Here is a 21802-nt window from a genome sequence, read left to right on the forward strand (position 1 = left end):
ATGAGGTTTAGACCCGCGCCACGGTTGCCCGCTTCGGCGTAAGTACCCACGCAGCGAGAAATTTGGCTTGGGTAGGATTACCCAGATACGACCATGCCGATCAGGCCGTGCTCGACCGCATAGGCCGTGGCTGCCGCGCGCGTGCGCACGTTCAGCCGCGTCAGGATATCGCTAACGTGACGGTCTACCGTCCGCTGGCTCAGACCGAGCTCGCGGGCAATTTGAGGAGGTGGCGGCAGGTTACCGATGTGACAGAAGTTCGTTTCGGGCTCAATCGAGCCGTTCATCGCGTCCGCCGCCGAGGACCGGGGGAAGGGTGGATGCTGCCATTCGTCTCGTCGATGGGAACGAGTAGGTAGCGCCAATATCGCGACATTCATGGCGCTTCTCAAAAGCGGCCCTTCGCGCAACGGCTCGAATCGACCCCATTTCTGCCGTTCGGATATCGGCCTCATCATCTCCAAGGCGGACATTCACCCATTATTCGACTAAAAATCTCGTTCCGATCAAAGCCGCCCTACTTCGTTGCAGCGGCTGCGGCTTCCCCCGGCGGCATAATCCGCATCATGAACGTCGACACCGCTTCCCCGGGTTTGAACGGGCCGGGAACCTGGTGGCTGACCGGCTTCACACTTTGGAGGAATGCCGCGATCGCCATGGCGTCATCCGCGGTGAGATGCGCGAAGTCGCGCCAAGGCATGATCGGCGCCAGGATGCGGCCGTCCGGCCGTTCGCCGGTCTGGATCGCGGTGACGATCTGCTCCGGGGTCCAGCTTCCGATACCGGTCTCCCTGTCAGGGGTGATATTACGGGCGACAAAGACACCAAGACCAGGAATCTCGAAGCCCACGTCCGAACCGCCGAGGAAGCGCGACATGTCGGGCTTCCCGAAGAAGTAACCGGATGTGTGACAGTCGCTGCAGCCGGCAATCGTAACCAGATATTCGCCGCGCGCGATCTGTGTGTCATCGGCCATGGCCGCGTAAGATGGCAGGGCAACAATCGACGCTGTCAAGAATGCAAGATGAACTGGTGTCCGAAACATTGCTTCCTCCCTGTGATCTGTTCGTGTTTGTCCGTCGACCTCCCGCGCCGTCAACCGGTCGCAATTCCCCGATTTTAACCACGTCGAGGACGCTGAATTCTAGCATGGCCAGCACGTAGTAACCATCAGCGATCAATTGGATGGTCGGCACTTGTCGCGACCCGTTGAGCGCAGCTGTGACGGAGCTTGCTCAGCCGACGCACACGCCTTCTTTTGGCGCGATCGAGCCACGCACGTTGATGGATCGACTTCGTCGCCTGAAATGCCTTGACGGTCGGACCGGGTCGAACTCGGTCGTTCAGAGTGATTGGGTTTGATCCTGAAACGTCAGCCGCAGGCGACCGGATTCTTCAGCCGCCACACCGCATCATGCGCCGCCTCGGCCGGCCGCGCGCGCCTGTCAACCTGAGCAGTCCCACCTGTCAGCCGCATCAGTGCACCCACCGCGAACCACGCGGAACCGTCAAATCCCCATAGCGCCGGAACCACGCCCTCCATCCCGCGGGTTCTTTCCCTGGAGGCTTTCGGACGCCGGCCCTCGCGCCAAGCCAACACCTGTTGGCCGGCATCCGTAACCCTAAACAATAGCCGACATTTGCCGCACGCCTTCAGCTTTGACATCGGCGCTATCTTCAATTGCTGCCGGGGTGGCGGTGTAACCTTCAACGTGAGTCATCATGACCTCCCTGATGTTGATAGGACGCCGCTGGCCTCTTGGGGTGCTCACGCGCTGAAGCTCGCGCTGCGAGCTTTCGACACGCTGTTCTCGGCTCGCGCGAGCCCCAACCCGAACCACAACGTCCACAGGGCCATTACAAAAGACGACGCAACCCAGACGAGGCTGCCCAGCCCGATGCCGAACCACATGCCCAGCGGCCATCCGACGAAGGCACCAAGCCCGGCCACGACTCCGACCAGTGACGCCCAGGTCGGCGTTACCTGTTGCCGGCTCAGCGTCTCATTGCCGGCGATCACGGCAACCGCCAGGCAGAGGAACATGAAGCCGTTGGCCTTGCCCTCGGCGAAGGCCCACCAGACCGCGAATCGCGCCATGTCGTTGGCGGCGACGGCATCGGCGACGGTGGTGGCCTCGGCCACGGCGGTTGTCATCGTCCAGAGCGCGCCGACGGCCACCACCGCCCAGGCGGATAGGGTCCACCAGCGTTCGGTCAGTCGAGAGCCGGCGGTCAGCACGATCAGGCTCGCGACGACGAACAGCGAAAGTGCTGCCGCGGCGGCCCAATGCACGACCACCCACAGGGTGACGCCACTGGCGATGGCCTGCATTTGCTGGGCGAGGTCGGGATTAATCGGCCCGTGACCGATCAGGACGAAACCCAAGAGTACAGAAGCGATCGCAAGCCAGGCGCCCGCGACCCGCATTCCGGTATCGGCATGCGACATCGCTACTTCCCTTCATTGTGGCCGGATGTTCGCAGCGCGATCACTGCGTCCGTCTCGCGATCTGTGGGCGAGCTGCGCCGTGGCGCCGCGCATCCATGGCCGATCGATTTCGAGTGCAAGCTAGCGCGGAAGGGAGGGCGGCGCTTCGGGCGAACCACCCAATGGGCGCCGATGACGGCATGGGTGATTCGACCCATGCCAGACCTGCTCAAACCAGGCGGTGCTCGTAGGCCCAGGCGGTGGCGGCAGCGCGCGTGGGGACGTCAAGCTTGTTGAAAATATTGCTGACGTGCCTGTCCACTGTCTTCCCGCTCAAATCCAGTTCGTTGGCGATTTGCTTGTTGGTTTTGCCGGCAGCGACCAGGCGGAGAACTTGCAGTTCACGGGCAGAGAGGCCGCGGGCTCCGTCTGATCGCATGCCAAGCAGGATATCGACACGAGAAAGGTCCGGCATGGCACCGAGCTGCCGGAACACTGTCCGGGCTGCCTGCAACTCCAGTTCCGCACCATCGTTGTCACCGAGGGCGCGGCAAGCCTGGCCTATCATGACGCCTACGCGCGCTGCTTCGTATGGCGCTTCGACTTGCTGCCACCCCTCGAGTGCCTGGCGCAGCCAAGTCAATGCAGCCTGCGCTTCGCCTTCTGCCAGTTCCACCGCTCCCCGCGCGTGAGCGGCAAGGGCGCGCAGCGGTTCGGTTCCGTAGCTTTCTCCAACGTCCGCCAGTTCGTGGCAGGCACGCCGTGCTTCCTCGATGTCATCAGCCGCCAGCATGATCTCGACGTAAGCAGGCAGCAGCCGAATGCGCTTCAGTTGGTCGGTCGTCGCGCCCATGACGCGCCGGATTGCGGCCGCAGCCGCATCGATGTGCCTTTCGGCCAACCGCAACAGGGCAAGGCCCGGCTGCGGTTCGAAGCCATGTTGGCTTGCACTCCGATATGCCTGCTCGGCCACGTCAAAGTCTCCGCGAAGGCGGTATACTTCCGCCAGCTGGTACCATGCTCCAGCCGTATCTCTCCGATTGTTCGACTGCGTCAAACGCTCCACGGCCTGCTGCGCTTCGTCGATCGCGTCCTGCCATGCGCCGCTGAGCCGCTTGATCTCGGCGCGATGCATCAGGCAGGTGCCGCTGAAACTGATCAGCTGGGGCTGTTCGGCGCACCATCGCCCCAGGGCGGAGGTCCATTCGCGTGCGCGGCCCAGAGCATGGACTTGCTGACACGCTTCGATCACGCTGCAGTAGATCAAGCCGGTAAGCAGCGGAGACAATTCGCCGGCCGTGACCGAAACCATCGCCTCGTCGAGGAGCGCGAAACCTTCCGCGGTTCGCCGCTGGCGCAACAGAACACGGCCCTGCAAATGCCGTGCACAGACCACCAGATCCACGTCCGCAAAGCGCTCGCCAATCTCGACTGCGCCGCTCGCCGCAGCGTAGGCCGCTTCAAGGTTGCCCGAAGCAAGATGCTGTTCGACGTGGGGCAGCATCAGGTAACCCTGTTCGGCACAATCATGTGGCTCGCGTTCGAGCAGCCGATGCGCCCGTCCAAACCAGCCGGCCGCCTGAGCCATCTCCCCACGAAAGACAAGGCGCAGGCCAAGCCAGAAGGCGCAGCGGGCGGCCCGATGGCACTCGCCCGCGTCCAGATATGCATGATGGGTTCGCTCCAGGGCCCGCAGGTACTCCTCGTCGCGCCCGGTCAAATAGGCCGACATCGCCAGCCGTTCGAGATCGTCCACTGCGAGCGGAGCCGCTTCGCCGGCACGCCAGAAGAACCGATAGGCGTCGTCCCACGCCCTTTCCTCGTAAGCCTCACGACCGAGCACGAGCTGGTCCGCCTCCTGCAAGGAGCCGCTGTTGAATTGCTGTCGATCTGACCTGCCCATCCGCATTGGTTCCTAGCCATCAATGGCTGCTTTGGAGCCAAGGTGCAGTATAGCATGCTCGAACGCGAATGACCGGAATGCACTTAAAGCGCTCTGAACGGGGAATGTCCCTGACGACTGAAACGGGTCGAACTCGGTCGTTCAGAGTGATCGGGTTTTGACCTAAAACGTCAGCCGGAGGCGACCAGCGGCTTCAGCCGAACGTCCCCAAAGGTTCGGTTCGGATCTCGACCCACTGGCAGCGCCGGCTCTCGTGGTAGAAGGACCGGAAGGGCGATGGGAACGCAGGGTCCGCGAAGGCACCCACCGGGATGGCGGTCAGACCGGGCTGGGGTGTCGATCCGGTAGTGGACGGTGGTGCCGCAATCCGGGCAGAAGCTGTAGATGACGCGGCCACCCTCCTCGCCGGTGCGCGAGAATTCCGCTGCCCGCCCCTCGATCGATACGTCATTCTCGGCAAACCGCGTATTGAAGCTGAAGGCACTGCCGGTGCGCCGCTTGCAGGCCAGGCAATGGCAGACGGAGACGCGCACCGGCTCGCCCGAACAAATGGCCGATAGCTGACCGCAGGAACATTCGGCGCGACGCGTGACCATGGCTGCTAGACTCCTGAAATGACCTCACTGCGCATCCGCGTGGGTGCTCAATTCGGCCCGCTTCTCATCCGAGACGACGGCGAGATCGAGGACCTTCTGCAATTCGGCAGCATGCCGGAACGACGGTTCGGCCTGGACGCCGCTGCGCACCGCATCGACGAAGCGCTGGTAGTTGGTCTGCACCGTTCCGGCGTCCAGAACTTGCCATTTGGCGTTCTCGACATCCTCGCCGATGCAGGCTTTCAGCTCCGAGCCGGTCAGATTGTGCACGACTTCGATGCCACCCTTGTCGCCGTAGATGCGCAGTCGGAGCTCGTTGAGATGGCCCGTCGCCCAGCGGCTGGCATGGACGACGCCGAAAGCGCCATTGCTGAAATCGAGCGCCATGGTGAAACTGTCATTGGCGTCGAGCTCGTACTCCCCGATCCGGTTGCCAGGCGCCTTGTCGAAGGACCGCAGGCGGCAGAACACATGGTCGATGTCGAGCGCCGCGCCATAGCTGGCGAAATCGAGGATGTGGATGCCGACGTCGCCCAGCACGCCATTGGAGCCGTGGCCGCGCGACAGCCGCCACAGCCATTTCGGATCGGTGCGCCAGTCGCCCCAGAACTTGGATATCAGCCAGCTCTGCAGATAGGACGCCTCGACATGCCTGACCGTGCCGATCTCGCCGGCCAGCACCATGGCGCGCGCTCTCTGCAGCGGCGCGACATTGCGATAGGTCAGGTTGACCATGTTGATGATGCCGGCCCGCTCGGCCGCATCGGCCATTTCACTGGCCCTCTGGTAATTTTCAGCGAGCGGCTTTTCGCACAGCACCGGCTTGCCCGTCGCGATCAGCGTCATGGTGGTCGGATGGTGGATGCGATCGGGCGTCACGTTCGCCACCGCGTCGAACTTGCCCCATGCCAGCGCCTCGTCCAGCGACGCGAAGCGGTTGGGGATACCGTAGATGTCCGAAAACTTGTCGACGCGCGTACGGTCGAGATCGACGGCGCCGATCAGTTCGACGCCCTCGATCTTGCCGAACTGCCTGGCATGCTCCTCCGCCATCCAGCCGGTGCCGAGTATCAACAGACGCATGATTCGTATCCTTAGGACAGGGCTTTATCTTCTTGTTCGATCATGGATTTGTCGTCTAGCGGAAGCCGGTTTCGCCAGCGGAATGAAGCTTTCCGCCGCGCTCGACGATCGGCTCGAGCGCCTTTTCCACCGGCACGTTCGGCGCATCGAGGATGGCTGGATTGGAGCCTTGGGGATTGTGCGCCCATCTCACCGCATTGCGCAGCACCTTGTGGACGTTGGCGTCGTGATAGGTCGGATAGGTCTCGTGGCCGGGCCTGAAATAGAAGATGTTACCGGCGCCGCGGCGATAGGTCAGCCCCGACCGGAACACTTCGCCGCCCTGGAACCAGGAGATGAACACGGTCTCGAGCGGCTCCGGCACGGCGAACTGCTCGCCATACATCTCCTCGTTCTCGAGCTCGAAATACTCGCCGATCCCGGCAGCGATCGGGTGGTCGGGGCTGGTCACCCAGAGCCGTTCGCGCTCGCCCGCCTCGCGCCATTTCAGCGTGCAGGGAGTGCCCATCAGCTTCTTGAATACCTTCGAGAAATGGCCGGAATGGAGAACGATCAGCCCCATGCCTTCCCAGACGCGGCGCGCCACGCGCTCGACCACTTCGTCGGCGACGGCGCCATGGTCCTTGTGTCCCCACCACAGCAAGACGTCGGTCTCGGCCAGACGGTCGGCCGGCAGCCCATGCTCCGGCTGCTCCAGCGTTGCCCAGGACACTGATATTTCCGGGTCGAGCTTCAGTGCATTGGCGATCGTCGCATGCATGCCCTCAGGATAGATGCCCGCGACCACTTCGTTGGTCCGCTCATGAATATTCTCGCCCCAGACGACAGCGCGTATTGTCATGATGTCCTCGTGATTGTTTGAAGCCGGAGCCGCCCCACCGGCCACTCATACTGTCCCTGGACGGGATTGAAAACCTTCGAGATTGGCCAAACCTCCCCAGCTTCGTCATCCCAGGGCGGAGCAGGCGCGAAGCGGCGTCGCGAAGACCCTGGGATGACGAAGCCATGAAGGGCTGCCGCGAGCGACCTAAGCCCCTCGCCCCTCTTGGGCGACGCGTGTCAGCGGCTTCGACAGGCGCGGCACCACGACGAGGCGCTTGATCTTGCCCTTCTTGTAGGCGGCGAGGAAGCGGGCATAGTCCTTGAAGACGACACAGCCATTCGATTCGGCGCGGCCGCCGCGCAGCATGTAGGTGTGGGCGAGCAGGCCGTCGCGGCCATATTTGTTGCTGCCGCTGGCCGGCGTCAGACGGATGGCCTCAACGCCGTGGAAGCGCGATTCCCGCATCGTCAGATTGTAGGTGTCCGGCGGCGTCGGGCCGACATTCTTCTTGTGGACGTAGCGTGGCTGGTCGACCATCGCGCCCAGTCCCGAATGTGCCTCCAGCCGCGAGCCGTCGGGCATATAGACGGTCTTGGCCGAGATGTCGTAGACGGCGACGCCGGTACCCATGTTGGGCGTGGTGAACAGGTTCCTGAAGGCTCCGCCGAGTCCGCCGGAAGGCATGTCGGGCTTGGCATAGGCCAGCATGTCGCCGCCCTGCGTCTTCGAACGTTTGCCCGGCTTGCCCGATACACCCGGCACTGCCGCTTGTGACGAATTGCGAGGCGACAGGCTGCCGGGTTGCGTCTCGACCGGCGGAGCGTCGGCCGTCTGCACCTTGCTCGCCTTGGCGGTCCTGGAGGCCTGCGCCTTGGGCGGCTCCGTTTTCGATGCCTGATCCTTTTGCGCCTGATCTTTTCGCGCCTGGTCTTTTGGCGCCTGATCTCTTGACGCTTGAGCCCGCGGCGCCTCGGCCAGCTTATCGATGTCCGCCCGCGGACGCAGCGTCGGCAGCGGAATGCTGTCGGGCATGTCGTCTTGCGGCGGCAGCGAGGCCAGTTGGACCTCAGGTTCTTGCGGCTCTTGCGAAGCCGCGGGCTCGCTTGCCGCGACGGCTGCCGGGAGCACGTCGATCATCTGCTCCGGCAATGTATTCGCCAGCGCCAGCGCAAGGCGCGACGAGCGTTCGATCTCCGCCACCGCGGGCCCGAAGCGCACTGACGCCGGGCCGTTCGGGTCGGGTATGCGTACCGGCTCGGCGAACCGGGCGTCGGCCGGCAGGCTGGCGAGCATGACGGGAGAGCCGGCTGAGGCACGGGCAAAGGCGGCGGCAAGCTTTTGCGGCGACAGCGCGGCCTTGGCAACCACGTCGTCGAAGCTCGATTGCCGCGACGCATCAGCGACAAGCGGCACGGTGTTGCGCTTGAGGCGGGCCGATTTTCCCTGGTGGACGAAGTTCGACGCCGACTGCAGGCAGTTGGCATCGCATCCGTGCTGCAGCAGCTTGGCCGACAGCGCCGCGTTTGCTGCGGCCCATGTCGGGGCCTGCGCCTTTGCAAGGCTGCGGCGAGGATCGGCGAGCGCGATGGTGCGCGGCGCGAGCAGGCTTTGCGGGAGACCGTTGGAAGCGGCGCTGAGCGAGGTTCCCACTGAATAAAGGCCGGCCAAGGTCGCCACCGACCATAAAGCAATGGCTGCGCCGACGGCCGGAACCGCGACCCAGCGCAGGCCGGGCCTCATCGAAGTCAATCCAGTTGCAGGACTGTCACCCCGGGTTTTCGCACTTACAAACGCCATTCAACCACTCTCAATCGGCCGATGCCGGCTAGCGGATTTCGCAGCCGTGACATTCACAGTTCGCCTGGTGCCCCCAGCACGCTTTGCGTCTGTTGCCGATTGATTCAAAAGATGGACAAAGTTGGTTAACCAATCCCTCTACCGACCGCCGATTGGGCGACGGTCACACCGAAAAACGCCCTCCAAAACCTGCATAGTTGGCAAAACTGCCCTCCAATGATGACTTTGCTGCCCGTTTTTGTCGGCCGAGTCAAGAAAGCGAAATGACTAGACCTTGCTGGGCGGAGTCGGCCATGGCTGCCAAAGTGAAGCCGGGCCGACGGGAATCGCGCGGCCGGTAGCCGCCGCCATCAAGCCCCGGCGATCGGTCAAACCGGCGATTATCGACCTGGCACTTGTCGACCTGCCACTCGGGCGAATGAACGTTAACCTCTGAGAATTCGGGATAGCGGCAAGATGTTTGCCGCACAGCAGCTGAATGTCGCGAAGTGCCGGAGCGGGATATCCAACACCTAGGCCACAGCCACCACTATGTGAGCCTGGATTTTGGCAGCAACCTCGCCGCTGCCATGCCTGTCAGCAATCGCGGCTGCGGCGTAGTCGGTTGCAGCGTCCAGTTTTCCCGCCTCTCTGGTCTCGATTTCATTGCGAAGGAGAGTGCCCTGGCAATATGCAACGGCCGGAACGCGGGGCGAGGAGGCACGGCTTTGTTCGGCTCTCGTCTCGATCACCACACCGGAAAAACCTGCGTCCTCCAGCTCGCTACGGATCAGTGCCGTATCGTGGTAGCCATGCGGCGTGCGTGCCAGAAAGCGCGGTGGATCGTTCGGAAAAATCCTCGCCAGGGCATTCGTCACATCGTCCGCAAATACATTCTCTTCGATGCGATCCCATACGCTGAATAGAAAATGTCCTCCGGGCTTCAGGACTCGCCGCGCTTCGCGATAGGCAGATGAGCGGTTGGGAAAGAACATCGCACCGAACTGACAACAAACGAGATCGAAGGCCGCATTTTCGAACGGTAGCGCCAGAGCATCAGCCTGACGCCATTTGATGCGATCGTCGGGAGCTTGCCGCGAAGCGGCGTAGTCGAGCATCGGCTGGTTGAGGTCGGTTACGACATAGCTTGCACCGGGCGACAGTTTTGGCGCCAATGCGCGGGTGACAACCCCGGTGCCCGCGGCGGTTTCCAAAACGGCGCTTGGCGACAAGGACGCTGCCCGTCGTGCAAGATCTGCGGCGAACGGCTCGAAAATCAACGGCACCATATAGCGGTCGTAGTTTTCCGGAATTGAGCCGGCGAATACCTTGTCCGTTTCCAACATTGCTATCCCCCGCCGTCCGTTTGATGGCTCGTCAGCATAGCATGGAATTGTTTGCTATTCGGTCGCATTCGACCGGGAGGCGGTTCGCTCCCGGAAGCTCCGAAACGCCGTGCTGCAATTATCTGCATATGTGTTAATATATTGTGGTCATGCGCATTGGTGCGTGGCCAAACATAAAATGGGAGGACGCGATGAAAACCATGAATCGCAGGTCCGCGATTGCTCTCGGCGTGACGGCGGCAGCGGTAACGCCTTTGTTCACGCTGGCGGCGGCGGCAAAGGTGAAGAAATACGGCCCGAAGGAAGGCAAGGAGATTGCACCCGGCGTCAGATTGGTCGAGGTCGGCACCGGCAATTCCGATATCCCCGCCTACAAGAGCATCTCAATTGTCGATATAGTCTTTCAGCCCGGAGCAGCCGCCCCTCAAATGGTGATGGACAACGACATGGTCTGCACCATTGCCGCCGGTGAATTCACGATCAAGAAGGCCGACAAGGAATTCAAGCTCAAGGAAGGTGACGTATATACCTGCTCCAAGGGCAAGACCGACGCGGCGGCCAACACCAGCAAGGTGGTCGGCATCCACCGCATCGCCGTCTTGATACCTGCCTAGCGCATACCGACGAAATCGGCCCGCGTCCTCTTCGGAGGCGCGGGCCTTTTGATGACGTGCGTGGCCTTGTGCGGTTCATCGTTTCACCGCTTCAACCCGGTCGACTTCGTCCAAGTGTGGTGAGGCTCATGCTGTTCATGGTTTTTCCTCCCGTTTTTTGCTTATGGGCGGTTCTCCCTCCGACCGCTTTGAAAGGGTGCGATTATATTAGAGATCGCGCAAGTTTCTGGCTGACTGCTGGCCGGTATAGGGGCCTGCATTGGCGGATTGGCAATGCGGCAGCGCGCTGAGCGTTTTGGAGTTCACGAAACGGCCCGGTGCTCTTCCCGAGCTGCCTCCCAGACCTCGCGCGCCGCATCTGCATTCAGTGCCGCGATTCCCAGGCCGACGATCAAATCCGGCCACGCCGAGCGCCACAGGAAGGCCGTCACCAATCCGGCCAGTATGATCGCAATATTGGCGACCGCATCGTTGCGGGCCGAGAGGAATGCCGCCCTGGTAAGACTGCCGCTGTGATGGCGGTAGCGCGCCAGCATGTAGGCGCACGACAGATTGACCGCCAGAGCGCCTAATCCCGCCAGCGTCAGCGCCGTTGGCTGCGGCGGCACCGGCATGTTGAACTTTTCCCACGCGGTCCACAGCGTCGCCAGGCCCGGCACCAGCAGGATAAGCGCCAGCGCCATGCCGACCCGCGAGCGGGCACGCAGCGACCATCCCATGGCGAGCAGTATGAGGAGATTGACCGAGGCATCTTCCAGAAAATCGACGCTGTCGGCGAACAGCGACACCGAGCCGATCGCCAGCGCGACAGCGAATTCAATGCCGAAATAACCCAGGTTCAGCAGTGCGACGACAAGCACCACCCGGCGAAGGCCGTCCGACGCAATGGCTTGCTGCATGGTCTGTCCTAACACGATGCCGTTGTCGCTCTTACCAGCTGCTCTTCCAACGCAACAGCCGCATGGCATTGGCCGTCACCAACACCGTCGCCCCGGTGTCCGCGAGAATGGCGGGCCAGAGGCCGGTGATGCCGGCGATCGTCGTCACCAGGAACACTGCCTTCAGGCCCAACGCAATGGTGACGTTCTGCTTGATGTTGGCCATGGTTGCTTGGGACAGCCTGATCATGGCCGCAACGTCGCCGACGCGTCCATGCAGCACCGCTGCGTCAGCCGTTTCAAGAGCCACATCGGTGCCGCCGCCCATGGCAATGCCGACATCGGCCGCGGCAAGTGCCGGCGCATCGTTGATGCCGTCGCCGACCTTGGCTACCCTAAGCCCCTGCCCCTTCAACTCGCCGAGGATGCGCTGCTTGTCCTCAGGGAGCAGTTCGGCGCGCACCTCGATGCCGAGCTGTTTGCCGATGGCAGCCGCCGTGCGCTTATTGTCGCCGGTTAGCATGACTGTCCTGATGCCTGCATTGGTCAGCGCCTTTAGACCGGCGAAAGCATCCGGCCGGGGTTCGTCGCGCATGGCAATGAAGCCGGCCAGCGCGTTGTCTACAAGCAGCACCGCCACTGACTTGCCTTCATCGTTCAATGCCACGATGCGTGCCGCCTGGTCTGCTGGCAGCAGGTTTATCTCGCCCGCCGCGACTGGCGAGCCCAGAAACAGGTTCTTGCCGCCGACACGACCGATAACCCCTTTACCGCCGATCGCTTTGGCTTCGGCGGCAGGCGGCACGGGAATGTTGCCGGCTTTGGCCCTTTGGAGGATGGCCAAAGCGAGGGGATGGCTCGAGCCGATCTCAAGCGCTGCCGCGAGCGAAAGGATGTCGCGTTCACTGGCACCCACCGCAACGACATCGGTGACCTGTGGCTTGCCGAGCGTCAGCGTGCCGGTCTTGTCGAGCGCCACGGCGTTGATGGTCGCGAGCCCTTCCAGCACCGCCCCACCTTTCATCAGCAGGCCGCGCCGGGCTCCGGCCGAAAGCGACGCCGCGATCGCCGCCGGAACTGAAATGACCAGCGCGCACGGGCAGCCGATGAGCAGCAGCGCCAGCCCCTTGTATATCCATTCGTTCCAATCGCCGCCCAAGAGCAGCGGCGGTGTGGCGGCCACGAACGCCACGACGGCGACAACGCCGGGCATGTACCAGCGCGAAAAGCGATCGATGAAGCGCTCGGTCGGCGCCTTGTTTTCCTGCGCCTCCTCGACCAGCTTGATCACGCGTGCAATCGTGTTGTCTGCGGCGGTCGCCGTCACCTTGACGCGCAGCACGCCGTCGCCGTTGATAGTGCCGGCAAAGACCGTGTCGCCGACGTCCTTGCGCACCGGCACGCTTTCACCGGAGACGGGTGATTCATCGATGGCGCTCCCGCCTTGGGTGATCTCGCCGTCAGCCGGAATCCGGTCGCCCGGCCGCACGAGGATGATGGCGCCCACAGCCAGGCTTTCTGCCGGCACCTCGCGGGTCTGGCCGCCTTTCTCGACGAACGCGGTTTTGGGAACGAGGACCGTGAGCGCTTGAATACTGGACCGTGCCTTGCCGGCCGCAACCCCTTCGAGCAACTCGCCGATGAGGAACAAGAAGACCACCGTCGCCGCTTCCTCGCCGGCACCGATGATGACGGCCCCGGCCGCCGCCACAGTCATCAGCATTTCGATTGTGAACGGAATGCCTGCCGCTGCGGCCATGGCCGCTCGGCGCGCGATCGGAGCCAGGCCGAGCAGCATTGCGGCGATGAAGGCCCACGGGCCGGTTGCGGGCCAGGCGTAATCAATCGCGAAAGCCACGGCCAAGGCGACCCCGCTGGCGATGGCCAGGCGGCCCTTGGCGCTGTCCCACCATAGCTCCGACGCCGGCGCATCATCGTTGTCATGTAACCCCGCTACGGTCTCGTCGTGATTGCGCCTTCCGTCGGCATGGTTGTCGGCGGATTGATCGGACGCCGGCGTCCCAGACTTGGAGGTCAGCGGAGCGACGGCGTAGCCGAGGCCGGTGACCTTCCTCTCGATCGCGCCGAGATTGCTTTCGGGAGTATGAGTGACCGTCAGAGTGCCCGCCGAAACGGATACGTTGATGTCCTGAACACCAGGCATCCGCCGCACGGCCGTATCGATTTTGCTGGCGCAACCGGCGCAATCGATGCCTTCCACGCGGTAGCGGGTCTGTTGTTTGGTCGCAGCCATGGTGAACCTCTTGTATCTTCGAGCGCGACGCTACATTCTCTAGCGACTAGAGGAGCAAGCGAAATGTCAACAGGTATGACCATCGGTGAAGCGGCCCGACACAGCGGCGTGAAGGTTCCAACCATTCGCTACTATGAGCAGATCGAGTTGCTTCCTGCCGCTGCCCGCAGCGAAGCCAATCGCCGGCAGTATGAAGCGGCAGACTTGCGCCGGCTCGCCTTCATCAGGCACGCGCGCGAGTTGGGGTTCGGGATCGAAGCCATCAGGGCGCTGCTGACGCTGCAGGATAATCCCAGCCAGCCTTGTGCGACCGCCGACGCCATTGCCAAGGCGCGTCTGGCCGACGTGGTTCAGCGGATACGCAGCCTTACAGCGTTGAAAGCCGAGCTGGAGCATATGGTCGAAGGCTGCCGGCACGGAAAAGTCTGCGAATGCCGTGTCATCGAGGTGCTGGCGGATCACGATAAATGCGAGCATGCCCGGCACTGATTGGCTCCCCTTGGTCGCTATGTCACAGCATTGGCACTTGCAAAAACCGTACTTTGCGGTCAGCCTGAGCAGATGTTGGCTCGGCTGTCGCCAAAACACATGCTTGTCACGCTGCTCGCGGTCTTCCTGACCGTGGGGCTCAGCCTGTCCGGTGCACAGGCCAGCATCATGTCGGCAACGATGACGGCCGGCATGGCTGCCGGCGATGGCATGACCATGCCTGCGGGGCCCGGCATGGGCAAGATGGCCGATGCCGCCATGAAGGGTGACTGCAAGGGGTGCCTCAAGGGTGCCGGCGGTGACGGCAAGGGGATATACTGCCCGCCGACCTGCATTGCGCCGGCGCTTGCATTGCTGCCGCAGAAGCTCGAGATGACGACGACCCCGCTGCCGTCGCAAATATCGCCGCTGCCGGCGCCGTTCCTGCACGGGCGAAGTTCCCTGCCCGACCCATACCCTCCAAGACCCAGCGCTCTCGTCTGACGCCGTTTCAGCCGTCCCACGGCTGATGTCCGGCGTCCGGTCGCCCGCTCGCGTTGATGCGCGACGGGCGCGGACAGCAATCAGTCGACGCTCGCCGTCGATCGAGATCGCAAGGAACGTAAGGGTGAATAGCAATTCCAGTCTTTTCCTGTCGCGCCGCGGGTTCCTGCTTGCGGCGGCGGGCGTCGCCGTCTCGACGTCGATGCGCCCGGCGCGAGCAGCCGCAGTTGATGAGCGCCGTATCAAGGTCGCGCCAGCCCATGCCGGGTTAATCGACGCAGGTGGTCCGCAAACCACGGTATGGGCCTATGACGGCACAATTCCCGGCCCGACCCTGCGCCTGCGGCAAGGCCAGCCGGTCCGCATCACTGTCGAGAACGGTCTCGACGAGGATACGACCGTCCACTGGCACGGCATTCGCCTGGCAAACGCCATGGACGGCGTGCCGGGCCTGACCCAGAAGCCGATCGGGCCGGGGCAAAGTTTCGTCTATGAGTTCACACTGCCGGACGCCGGCACCTTCTGGTACCATCCGCACGCCGACAGCCTGGTCCAGCTCGGCCGAGGCCTTGCCGGCGCACTGGTCGTTGAGGAGGTCGAGCCGGTCGCCGTCGACCGTGACATTCTGTGGCTGCTGCAGGACTGGCGGCTTGCGGCCAATGGGCAGATCGCCGGCGGCTTCGGCAGCGCCATGGATGCGTCGATGTCGGGCCGCGTCGGCAATGTCGTCACCGTCAACGGCACGGGGCCAGGCGATCGGAGCGTGAAGGCCGGCGAGCGCGTCAGGCTGCGGCTCGCCAATGCCTCGCTTGCCCGCATGATGGCGCTGCGCTTCGAAGGCCACCGTCCGGTCGTCGTCGCCATCGACGGCCAGCCCTGCGATCCGCATGAACCGGAGGGCGGTCGCCTGGTGCTGGCGCCCGCCATGCGCATCGACATCGTGCTCGACATGCAGGGCCACCCCGGCAGCCGCCACGCGGTGATCGACGATTTCTACGACGGCCTCGCCTATACGCTGACCACGCTGGCCTATGACGCAGCGCCGCCGATCAGGGCGCATCCGCTCGACGCGCCAGCCGGCCTGCCGCGCAACCCTCTGCCCCAGCCCGACCTCGCTGGCGCCGAGCGCCAGGAAATCGTGCTGCAGGGCGGCATGATGGGCGGCGGCAAGCTCAAGGGCGTCGGCGGCATGATGGGCATGGGGATGATGGGCATGAACGGCGGTGCGGCCTGGGCGATCAACGGCATGTCGATGACCGGCGACGGCCATGCCGGCATGGCGCCGCAGTTCACGCTGAAACGCGGTGTGACCTGCCATCTCACCATGCGCAACGAAACCGCCTGGTGGCACCCGATGCATGTCCACGGCTTCAGCCTGTCGGTCATCTCGCGCAACGGTTCGCCGGTGCCGCACCGCCAATGGCAGGACACGGTGCTGCTCGCCCCCAAGGATGTGATCGAATGCGCCTTCGTCGCCGACAATCCCGGGGACTGGATGCTGCACTGCCATGTCGCCGACCACCAGATGGCGGGTCTGATGACCGTCTTCCGCGTGACCTGATTTTTCGCCACCCAATCACCCAAGGAGAACTGCAAATGAAACTGCCCTACTCAATCGCCGCTCTCGCGGTCGCAATCGCAATGCCGATGCCTGCATTCGCCGCAACGATCCAGGCGGTGATGTACAAGAACCCGAGCTGCAGCTGCTGCGAGACCTACGCCGCCTATCTCGAACAGAACGGCTTCAAGGTCGAGCTCAAGCCGACCAACGACCTCAGCCAGATAAGCGCTGGGCTCGGCGTTCCCGCGCAATTGCAAGGCTGCCATTCGGTGGTGATCGGCGACTACGTGGTCGACGGCTTCGTGCCGGTCGACTTGGTCAAGAAGATGCTGACGGAACAGCCCCAAATCACCGGCATCGCCATGGCCGGCATGCCGATGGGCTCGCCGGGAATGGGCGGCGAGAAGACCGAGACCTGGAAGATCTACGCCTTCACCAAGGACGGCAAGGCGCCGACCGTCTACGCGACGCAGTGACGGCCGGCGATGAATTTCTGGAACCCGAGGAGACTGCCATGAAACTGACCTACTCGCTTGCGGCCTTCGCCGTCGCGATCGCCATGCCCCTTCCGGCCGTCGCCGCGACGATCGAAGCGGTGATGTACAAGAACCCGCAATGCAGCTGCTGTGAATCCTATGCTAACTATTTGGAGCACAATGGCTTCAAGGTCGAGATCAAGCCGGTCAACAACCTCTCGCAGATTAGCGGCGATGCCGGCGTGCCGGCCGACCTGCAAGGCTGCCATACGCTGATGGTCGACGGCTATGTCGTCGACGGCCTAGTGCCGGTCGAGATCGTCAAGAAGCTTTTGACCGAAAGGCCAGCAATCACAGGCATCACGCTGGCCGGCATGCCGACGGGCGCGCCCGGCATGGGCGGCGAGAAAGACGGGACCTGGACGATCTATGCTTTCACCAAGGACGGCAAGGCGCCGACCGTCTACGCGACGGAGTGAAAGGCACCGCGATGTTGACCGACATTTCCGATTGTCCGGCCAGAACCTGGCTTGCGATGACCTTCCTGTCCGTTGCCGGTTTCCTCGTGCTGCTGGTTCTGGTGCTCGCCGTCGCAGCACTCGCAAGATACGTGCTGACGGGTCGTCGGACCACAATCGGCCGGGTGCATCATGACCAGCGGTGACGTTCAATCCGATGCGGGACCGGCAGCCATTCGGCGCGCCTTGCTTCGACGATTACTGGTCGTCCTGCCCGTGATGATTTTCGTCGGGCTGGCCGTGTTGCTCGCCTGGGGGCTCACGCGCAATGCGTCCGACATTCCATCGGTGCTGATCGGCAAGCCGGTGCCCCAATTCAGCCTGCCGCCGGTCCAGGGCCGCACGTTTGGTTTGTCGAGCGGTGACCTGCGGGGCGACGTTTCGCTGGTCAACGTCTTCGCATCCTGGTGCTTGGCCTGCCGCGAGGAACATCCTGTGTTCATACAACTGGCGGCGAGCAAGACGGTGCCGCTGCATGGGCTCAACTACAAGGACAGGCCCGATGACGCCGCACAATGGCTCGACACGATGGGCGATCCTTATACGCGTACCGGCGCGGATCTGAACGGCCGCGTCTCCATCGATTGGGGCGTCTACGGCATACCGGAAACCTTTGTCGTGAGTGCCGACGGCCGCATTGTCTACAAGCACATTGGCGCGGTGACGGACGAGGCCCTTGAGAAAACGATCATGCCGCTCGTCGAGCGCCTGAGGGCCGAGGCGAAGGAGCGGCAACCGTGAAGATGCTCGCTCTCGCGCTCTTCGGCGCCTTGCTCGCGGTGGCGCAGCCCGCATCGGCCGTCGAGCCGCCGCAGGACTTCGCCGTTCATGAGGCTCCCGTCCCCGTGCCGGAAATCAGCTTTGAGGACGCCGACGGTCAACCGAAAACGCTTGCGGATTTCCACGGCAAGGTCCTGCTGCTCAACATCTGGGCGACATGGTGCGCTCCCTGCCGCAAGGAAATGCCGACGCTCGACCGGTTGCAAGCCAAGCTCGGCGGACCGGACTTCGAGGTCATCGCGCTGTCGATGGATCGCGGCGGTCCGGACATCGTGAAAAAGTTCTTCGCCGAGATCGGCGTCGAGCATCTCGCCCTCAACATCGACACAACGGGCAAGGCGATGTTCACGCTCGGCGCCCTCGGCCTTCCCATGACATTGCTGATCGACCGCGAGGGCAAGGAAATCGGCCGGCTGATCGGCCCAGCCGAATGGGATTCACCCGAAATGATGGCGTTCATCCGCAGCCATTTCGGGGCCAACTGAGAAAGGAAAAGACATGACCACAACAGAATCGCCCGAAACCTCGCAGGCTTCGCTTGGCCGCAGCATTCTTCACGCCATCCGCCACTATCTCGGTGACCGGCGCGGACTAATCGCTGCCGGCACGGTCATTGCCGTCGCCGGCCTCGCCTTCAACTGGACATGGCTGGTCGCCGCGGGCATTGCGCCACTGCTGCTCAGCGTCCTGCCTTGCGTGGCCATGTGCGCGCTCGGCCTGTGCATGAACCGGATGACAGGCCGCACCTGCCAAACGGAAAACGCTGCCCCAAAAGCGGATGGGGAAGGCACCACGAAAGGCAGCGGTTGATGCCTATCCAGACCCAAAACGAGCGGCAAGCGCTCTCGCCGACTTTGGGCACGCGCTTGCTGTGCGGCCTGATCGCACTGGCGGCGCTGATCCTCGGCCTTTTTCACGGCGCGCAGGCGCATTCGCTCGATGAAGTCGACGCCATGCTCAAGGGCGACGAGAAGTATTTCCAGCCGATTGATAAGCCGATACCCGATTTCACCCTGCGCACCGCTGAGGGGCGTATCGTGCGGCCGACCGAGTTGCATGGCAAGGTCGTCGTCCTCCACTTCGTCTACACGTCGTGCACGGACGTATGCCCGCTCCACGCCGAGAAGATCGCCGAGATCCAGGCGATGGTGAACGCCACGCCGATGAAGGACCAGGTCACCTTCGTGACTATCACCACTGACCCGACGCGGGACACGCCGGACGTGCTGCGCAGCTACGGGCCGGCGCACGGGCTCGATCCGGTCAATTGGTTGTTCCTGACCACGACACCCGATCAGCCGGAGGACGCGACCCGCAAGCTGGCGGAAGCCTTCGGCCACAGATTCAGCAAGACAGATGACGGCATTCAGGCGCATGGCATCGTCACTCATGTCATCGACAAGGAAGGCCGGTGGCGCGCCAATTTTCACGGCCTGGATTTCGCGCCGGTCAATCTTGTCACCTTCGTCAACGCGCTCACCAACGGCGTCGAGCGTCCGCACCATGAACAGGAAACGGGTGGGGAGCCGGACGAAGGCTGGCTGGCAAAATTGAAGAACTTCTTTTGACGCGCAATTTCGCCGGCGGCATGCCGACCGGGCGCCTCGACGGAGAACAAGGAGAGATGCATATGACGATCAGCGTAAAACAGGCAAACCGATATGGGAGCTGGCTTGTCCGCGCCCTGCTGCTTGCCGCCGTGACCGGATGGTTCCTGCTAAATCCGGGCCCTCAGGGCGCCGGGCGATCGGCGATGGCAGCTGGCGGAATGTCCCAGGACCAAATCGACCAGCGCATCCACGACTATATCCTCGCCCATCCCGAAGTCCTGGTGCAGGCGCTGCAAAGCCTGGATCAGCGCCAGCGCGAGGCCGAGGCGGCCCAGGTAAAGGCGGTTCTGGCGTCGCGCGCGGACGACATTTTCCGCGACAAGCAAAGCCCCGTCGGCGGCAATGCGCAAGGCAACGTCACCATGGCCGAATTCTTCGACTATAATTGCCCTTATTGCCGCCAAGTGGCGCCGATCATGGCGCAAGCCGCGGCCAACGACCCGCAGTTGCGCATCGTCTACAAGGAATTCCCCATCCTCGGCCCTGATTCCGTATTTGCGGCCAAGGCAGCGCTCGCGGCTCAGATGCAGGGCAAATATGCGGAGTTCCACAAGGCCCTGTATGACGCCAAGAGCCGGGTGAACGAGACGATCGTTCTCAGGATCGCGGCCGAGGTCGGCCTCGACGTCCCTCGCTTGAAGACCGATATGCAGCATCCGGACATCCAAGCGGCGATTGACCAAAATGCGAAACTGGCTCAGGCGCTGAAAATCGCCGGAACGCCGACTTTCGTCGTCGGCGACCAGATTTTTCAAGGCGCGACCGATCTTGCTCCGATGAAGAAATTGATCGGGCAGGCAAGGGCCCTGAAGAAGTAACGCCGGCAAGCGGGAACAATTGACCGATGCCCGAACTCTCCAACATCGGCGTGCTGACCGCCTTCGTGGCCGGCATCGTCTCGTTTCTCTCTCCTTGCGTGCTGCCGCTGGTGCCGGGCTATGTGTCCTATGTCGCCGGCAGGACGCCGATGGACGGGTCGGCGCGCCTGTCGGCGGCCGCTTTGAGCCTCTGTTTCGTGCTCGGGTTCTCGACCGTCTTCATCGTGCTAGGCGCCAGCGCCACGGCGCTCGGCCGATTGCTGCTCCGCCACCGCATCGAGCTCAACCTGGCCGGCGGTGCGATCGTCATCCTGTTCGGCCTGTTCCTCACCGGTCTGCTTCGCCCATCCTGGATGATGCGCGAAGCGAGATTTCATGCCGATATGCCCGGTGGCAAGGCGACGTCGGCCTATGTTCTCGGCCTCGCCTTCGCCTTCGGCTGGACCCCGTGCATAGGCCCGATCCTCGGCGCCATCCTGACCGTCGGCGCCGCGTCGGCCACCGTCGCCGAAGGCGTGACGCTGCTCGCCGTCTATTCGCTCGGCCTCGGCCTTCCCTTCTTGCTTGCCGCTCTGTTCACCGACAGTCTGGCGCGGCGGCTGAAGGCGATGCGCCGGACCGGCTCGATGTTGCAGTTCGCCGCCGGGGGTATCATGGTCGTCATGGGGCTCGCCATGGTCACCGGACGGATGTCGACATTCTCGTTCTGGCTGCTCGAACAGTTTCCAATATTCACGCGCATCGGCTGAAGACCGGGAAAGGAATTAGTCATGGTCCGGACAATGTCCCCAAACAGACGAATGGTTGTTTTCGGCGGTGTTTTCGGCGCCGCGATGGTTGCCGGCTTTGTCAACGAACCGGATTTGGCAATCGCTGCGGAGGACCCCGGTATGGCGGGTCGCTTCAAAGACCTCAGCGAAAATGGCAACAGCACGTGTTCGGCCAAATTCACGGAGTCGATCGCAACCATGCCAAGCACGTCGCGGATCAAGGGCTCATGTTGCAGCCCGATGGAAATGAAGCGCTACATCGAGCAGTTGAATGGGCTGACCAAGTATCGCGATATCGCCATGATCCCCGTCGATCCATACGACATTCCGGCTGGCATCGCCCAAAAATTGATTCCTTACTACGATGTGAAGCTCTCCGGCGATGAGCAGCAGGCCTACGACTACGCGATGGCCAATTCCAACGAGAAAGGCCCATGCTGCTGTCAATGCTGGCGCTGGAAAGTGTATGGCGGGCTGGCGAAGTTCCTGATCCGCGAGCACGGTTTCACCGGCAAGCAGGTCGTCGACGTCTGGGATCTCTCCGACGGCTGCGGCGGTGGAGAGTAGAGCCGGGCGACGCCTCGGATGCGGTTCAA

General features: G+C 63.0%; 26 protein-coding genes. 14 read left to right on the forward strand and 12 right to left on the reverse strand.

Features of this window, described 5'->3' with window-relative positions; genetic code table 11:
- Positions 1 to 77: 77 nt before the first annotated feature.
- The 10 genes from NKI39_RS12275 to NKI39_RS12320 all read right to left on the reverse strand — a co-directional run bounded on the left by NKI39_RS12275 (position 78) and on the right by NKI39_RS12320 (position 9955).
- Positions 78 to 287: a LuxR C-terminal-related transcriptional regulator gene (locus NKI39_RS12275; protein WP_352541235.1), complete on the reverse strand. Its 210-nt coding sequence runs from the start codon at positions 285 to 287 to the stop codon at positions 78 to 80.
- Positions 288 to 517: 230 nt separating this feature from the next.
- Positions 518 to 1045 (reverse strand): c-type cytochrome, encoded by a 528-nt coding sequence (locus NKI39_RS12280; RefSeq protein WP_502893757.1) that lies wholly within the window; start codon positions 1043 to 1045, stop codon positions 518 to 520.
- A gap of 327 nt (positions 1046 to 1372) precedes the next feature.
- Entirely contained in the window at positions 1373 to 1543 is a 171-nt protein-coding gene (locus tag NKI39_RS12285; RefSeq protein ID WP_352501300.1) for a hypothetical protein, read from the reverse strand.
- 225 nt (positions 1544 to 1768) lie between these two features.
- Positions 1769 to 2449, reverse strand: a complete 681-nt coding sequence (locus tag NKI39_RS12290; protein WP_352501301.1) for a hypothetical protein — start codon at positions 2447 to 2449, stop codon at positions 1769 to 1771.
- Positions 2450 to 2657: 208 nt separating this feature from the next.
- Positions 2658 to 4331: a LuxR C-terminal-related transcriptional regulator gene (locus NKI39_RS12295; RefSeq protein WP_352832018.1), complete on the reverse strand. Its 1674-nt coding sequence runs from the start codon at positions 4329 to 4331 to the stop codon at positions 2658 to 2660.
- 170 nt (positions 4332 to 4501) lie between these two features.
- Positions 4502 to 4927: a GFA family protein gene (locus NKI39_RS12300; protein ID WP_352832021.1), complete on the reverse strand. Its 426-nt coding sequence runs from the start codon at positions 4925 to 4927 to the stop codon at positions 4502 to 4504.
- Positions 4928 to 4951: 24 nt separating this feature from the next.
- The gene (locus NKI39_RS12305) at positions 4952 to 6010 is read right to left on the reverse strand and encodes a Gfo/Idh/MocA family protein (protein WP_352501304.1); all 1059 of its coding nucleotides are present in this window, start codon (positions 6008 to 6010) and stop codon (positions 4952 to 4954) included.
- Between the two features lie 55 nt (positions 6011 to 6065).
- Positions 6066 to 6851 (reverse strand): ThuA domain-containing protein, encoded by a 786-nt coding sequence (locus NKI39_RS12310; protein ID WP_352832024.1) that lies wholly within the window; start codon positions 6849 to 6851, stop codon positions 6066 to 6068.
- 186 nt (positions 6852 to 7037) lie between these two features.
- Entirely contained in the window at positions 7038 to 8573 is a 1536-nt protein-coding gene (locus NKI39_RS12315) for a DUF2778 domain-containing protein (protein ID WP_352832026.1), read from the reverse strand.
- Between the two features lie 569 nt (positions 8574 to 9142).
- On the reverse strand, positions 9143 to 9955 hold the full coding sequence (locus NKI39_RS12320) for a class I SAM-dependent methyltransferase (RefSeq protein WP_352832029.1): 813 nt from the start codon (positions 9953 to 9955) through the stop codon (positions 9143 to 9145).
- A 191-nt stretch (positions 9956 to 10146) separates the two neighbouring features.
- Here NKI39_RS12320 and NKI39_RS12325 point away from each other — a divergent pair, with 191 nt between their 5' ends.
- Positions 10147 to 10569: a hypothetical protein gene (locus tag NKI39_RS12325; RefSeq protein WP_352817350.1), complete on the forward strand. Its 423-nt coding sequence runs from the start codon at positions 10147 to 10149 to the stop codon at positions 10567 to 10569.
- A 302-nt stretch (positions 10570 to 10871) separates the two neighbouring features.
- Here NKI39_RS12325 and NKI39_RS12330 read toward each other — a convergent pair whose 3' ends face one another.
- Both NKI39_RS12330 and NKI39_RS12335 read right to left on the reverse strand, forming a co-directional pair.
- Positions 10872 to 11468 (reverse strand): cation efflux transmembrane domain-containing protein, encoded by a 597-nt coding sequence (locus tag NKI39_RS12330; protein ID WP_352452320.1) that lies wholly within the window; start codon positions 11466 to 11468, stop codon positions 10872 to 10874.
- Between the two features lie 31 nt (positions 11469 to 11499).
- A complete protein-coding gene (locus NKI39_RS12335; protein WP_352832032.1) occupies positions 11500 to 13701 on the reverse strand; it encodes a heavy metal translocating P-type ATPase in 2202 nt (733 codons plus the stop codon).
- Positions 13702 to 13776: 75 nt separating this feature from the next.
- Here NKI39_RS12335 and NKI39_RS12340 point away from each other — a divergent pair, with 75 nt between their 5' ends.
- The 13 genes from NKI39_RS12340 to NKI39_RS12400 all read left to right on the forward strand — a co-directional run bounded on the left by NKI39_RS12340 (position 13777) and on the right by NKI39_RS12400 (position 21773).
- Complete coding sequence (locus NKI39_RS12340) at positions 13777 to 14190, forward strand: MerR family transcriptional regulator (protein ID WP_502898564.1); 414 nt, start codon at positions 13777 to 13779, stop codon at positions 14188 to 14190.
- Between the two features lie 99 nt (positions 14191 to 14289).
- Complete coding sequence (locus tag NKI39_RS12345; protein ID WP_352832036.1) at positions 14290 to 14673, forward strand: hypothetical protein; 384 nt, start codon at positions 14290 to 14292, stop codon at positions 14671 to 14673.
- Between the two features lie 124 nt (positions 14674 to 14797).
- Positions 14798 to 16234, forward strand: a complete 1437-nt coding sequence (locus tag NKI39_RS12350; RefSeq protein WP_352832039.1) for a multicopper oxidase family protein — start codon at positions 14798 to 14800, stop codon at positions 16232 to 16234.
- A 35-nt stretch (positions 16235 to 16269) separates the two neighbouring features.
- Positions 16270 to 16710 (forward strand): DUF411 domain-containing protein, encoded by a 441-nt coding sequence (locus NKI39_RS12355; RefSeq protein WP_352473267.1) that lies wholly within the window; start codon positions 16270 to 16272, stop codon positions 16708 to 16710.
- Between the two features lie 38 nt (positions 16711 to 16748).
- Positions 16749 to 17189: a DUF411 domain-containing protein gene (locus tag NKI39_RS12360; protein ID WP_352473266.1), complete on the forward strand. Its 441-nt coding sequence runs from the start codon at positions 16749 to 16751 to the stop codon at positions 17187 to 17189.
- Positions 17190 to 17200: 11 nt separating this feature from the next.
- Positions 17201 to 17374 carry a hypothetical protein gene (locus tag NKI39_RS12365; protein WP_352473265.1) on the forward strand — a complete coding sequence of 58 codons (174 nt, stop codon included), beginning with the start codon at positions 17201 to 17203 and terminating at the stop codon, positions 17372 to 17374.
- Positions 17361 to 17969, forward strand: coding sequence for a DsbE family thiol:disulfide interchange protein (locus tag NKI39_RS12370; RefSeq protein ID WP_352473263.1), 609 nt, complete (start codon positions 17361 to 17363; stop codon positions 17967 to 17969). The genes NKI39_RS12365 and NKI39_RS12370 overlap by 14 nt, the downstream gene beginning before the upstream one ends.
- A gap of 2 nt (positions 17970 to 17971) precedes the next feature.
- Entirely contained in the window at positions 17972 to 18493 is a 522-nt protein-coding gene (locus NKI39_RS12375; RefSeq protein WP_352744225.1) for a TlpA disulfide reductase family protein, read from the forward strand.
- Between the two features lie 13 nt (positions 18494 to 18506).
- Positions 18507 to 18818, forward strand: a complete 312-nt coding sequence (locus NKI39_RS12380) for a hypothetical protein (protein WP_352473262.1) — start codon at positions 18507 to 18509, stop codon at positions 18816 to 18818.
- Positions 18818 to 19576, forward strand: coding sequence for an SCO family protein (locus tag NKI39_RS12385; RefSeq protein ID WP_352744064.1), 759 nt, complete (start codon positions 18818 to 18820; stop codon positions 19574 to 19576). The genes NKI39_RS12380 and NKI39_RS12385 overlap by 1 nt, the downstream gene beginning before the upstream one ends.
- A 200-nt stretch (positions 19577 to 19776) precedes the next feature.
- Positions 19777 to 20436 (forward strand): DsbA family protein, encoded by a 660-nt coding sequence (locus NKI39_RS12390; protein ID WP_352832041.1) that lies wholly within the window; start codon positions 19777 to 19779, stop codon positions 20434 to 20436.
- Between the two features lie 26 nt (positions 20437 to 20462).
- The gene (locus tag NKI39_RS12395) at positions 20463 to 21185 is read left to right on the forward strand and encodes a cytochrome c biogenesis CcdA family protein (protein ID WP_352473258.1); all 723 of its coding nucleotides are present in this window, start codon (positions 20463 to 20465) and stop codon (positions 21183 to 21185) included.
- Between the two features lie 21 nt (positions 21186 to 21206).
- On the forward strand, positions 21207 to 21773 hold the full coding sequence (locus tag NKI39_RS12400) for a hypothetical protein (RefSeq protein ID WP_352703996.1): 567 nt from the start codon (positions 21207 to 21209) through the stop codon (positions 21771 to 21773).
- Positions 21774 to 21802 lie beyond the last annotated feature (29 nt).

It is taken from the genome of Mesorhizobium sp. M0664 (genome assembly GCF_040320565.1).
Taxonomy (GTDB): domain Bacteria; phylum Pseudomonadota; class Alphaproteobacteria; order Rhizobiales; family Rhizobiaceae; genus Mesorhizobium.

Coding starts and splice junctions, on each gene's coding strand:
- NKI39_RS12275 (WP_352541235.1), bottom strand. CDS start 287: ATGAACGGCTCGATTGAGCCCGAAACGAACTTCTGTCACATCGGTAAC.
- NKI39_RS12280 (WP_502893757.1), bottom strand. CDS start 1,045: ATGTTTCGGACACCAGTTCATCTTGCATTCTTGACAGCGTCGATTGTT.
- NKI39_RS12285 (WP_352501300.1), bottom strand. CDS start 1,543: ATGGAGGGCGTGGTTCCGGCGCTATGGGGATTTGACGGTTCCGCGTGG.
- NKI39_RS12290 (WP_352501301.1), bottom strand. CDS start 2,449: ATGTCGCATGCCGATACCGGAATGCGGGTCGCGGGCGCCTGGCTTGCG.
- NKI39_RS12295 (WP_352832018.1), bottom strand. CDS start 4,331: ATGGGCAGGTCAGATCGACAGCAATTCAACAGCGGCTCCTTGCAGGAG.
- NKI39_RS12300 (WP_352832021.1), bottom strand. CDS start 4,927: ATGGTCACGCGTCGCGCCGAATGTTCCTGCGGTCAGCTATCGGCCATT.
- NKI39_RS12305 (WP_352501304.1), bottom strand. CDS start 6,010: ATGCGTCTGTTGATACTCGGCACCGGCTGGATGGCGGAGGAGCATGCC.
- NKI39_RS12310 (WP_352832024.1), bottom strand. CDS start 6,851: ATGACAATACGCGCTGTCGTCTGGGGCGAGAATATTCATGAGCGGACC.
- NKI39_RS12315 (WP_352832026.1), bottom strand. CDS start 8,573: ATGAGGCCCGGCCTGCGCTGGGTCGCGGTTCCGGCCGTCGGCGCAGCC.
- NKI39_RS12320 (WP_352832029.1), bottom strand. CDS start 9,955: ATGTTGGAAACGGACAAGGTATTCGCCGGCTCAATTCCGGAAAACTAC.
- NKI39_RS12325 (WP_352817350.1), top strand. CDS start 10,147: ATGAAAACCATGAATCGCAGGTCCGCGATTGCTCTCGGCGTGACGGCG.
- NKI39_RS12330 (WP_352452320.1), bottom strand. CDS start 11,468: ATGCAGCAAGCCATTGCGTCGGACGGCCTTCGCCGGGTGGTGCTTGTC.
- NKI39_RS12335 (WP_352832032.1), bottom strand. CDS start 13,701: ATGGCTGCGACCAAACAACAGACCCGCTACCGCGTGGAAGGCATCGAT.
- NKI39_RS12340 (WP_502898564.1), top strand. CDS start 13,777: ATGACCATCGGTGAAGCGGCCCGACACAGCGGCGTGAAGGTTCCAACC.
- NKI39_RS12345 (WP_352832036.1), top strand. CDS start 14,290: ATGCTTGTCACGCTGCTCGCGGTCTTCCTGACCGTGGGGCTCAGCCTG.
- NKI39_RS12355 (WP_352473267.1), top strand. CDS start 16,270: ATGAAACTGCCCTACTCAATCGCCGCTCTCGCGGTCGCAATCGCAATG.
- NKI39_RS12360 (WP_352473266.1), top strand. CDS start 16,749: ATGAAACTGACCTACTCGCTTGCGGCCTTCGCCGTCGCGATCGCCATG.
- NKI39_RS12365 (WP_352473265.1), top strand. CDS start 17,201: ATGTTGACCGACATTTCCGATTGTCCGGCCAGAACCTGGCTTGCGATG.
- NKI39_RS12370 (WP_352473263.1), top strand. CDS start 17,361: ATGACCAGCGGTGACGTTCAATCCGATGCGGGACCGGCAGCCATTCGG.
- NKI39_RS12375 (WP_352744225.1), top strand. CDS start 17,972: ATGCTCGCTCTCGCGCTCTTCGGCGCCTTGCTCGCGGTGGCGCAGCCC.
- NKI39_RS12380 (WP_352473262.1), top strand. CDS start 18,507: ATGACCACAACAGAATCGCCCGAAACCTCGCAGGCTTCGCTTGGCCGC.
- NKI39_RS12385 (WP_352744064.1), top strand. CDS start 18,818: ATGCCTATCCAGACCCAAAACGAGCGGCAAGCGCTCTCGCCGACTTTG.
- NKI39_RS12390 (WP_352832041.1), top strand. CDS start 19,777: ATGTCCCAGGACCAAATCGACCAGCGCATCCACGACTATATCCTCGCC.
- NKI39_RS12395 (WP_352473258.1), top strand. CDS start 20,463: ATGCCCGAACTCTCCAACATCGGCGTGCTGACCGCCTTCGTGGCCGGC.
- NKI39_RS12400 (WP_352703996.1), top strand. CDS start 21,207: ATGGTCCGGACAATGTCCCCAAACAGACGAATGGTTGTTTTCGGCGGT.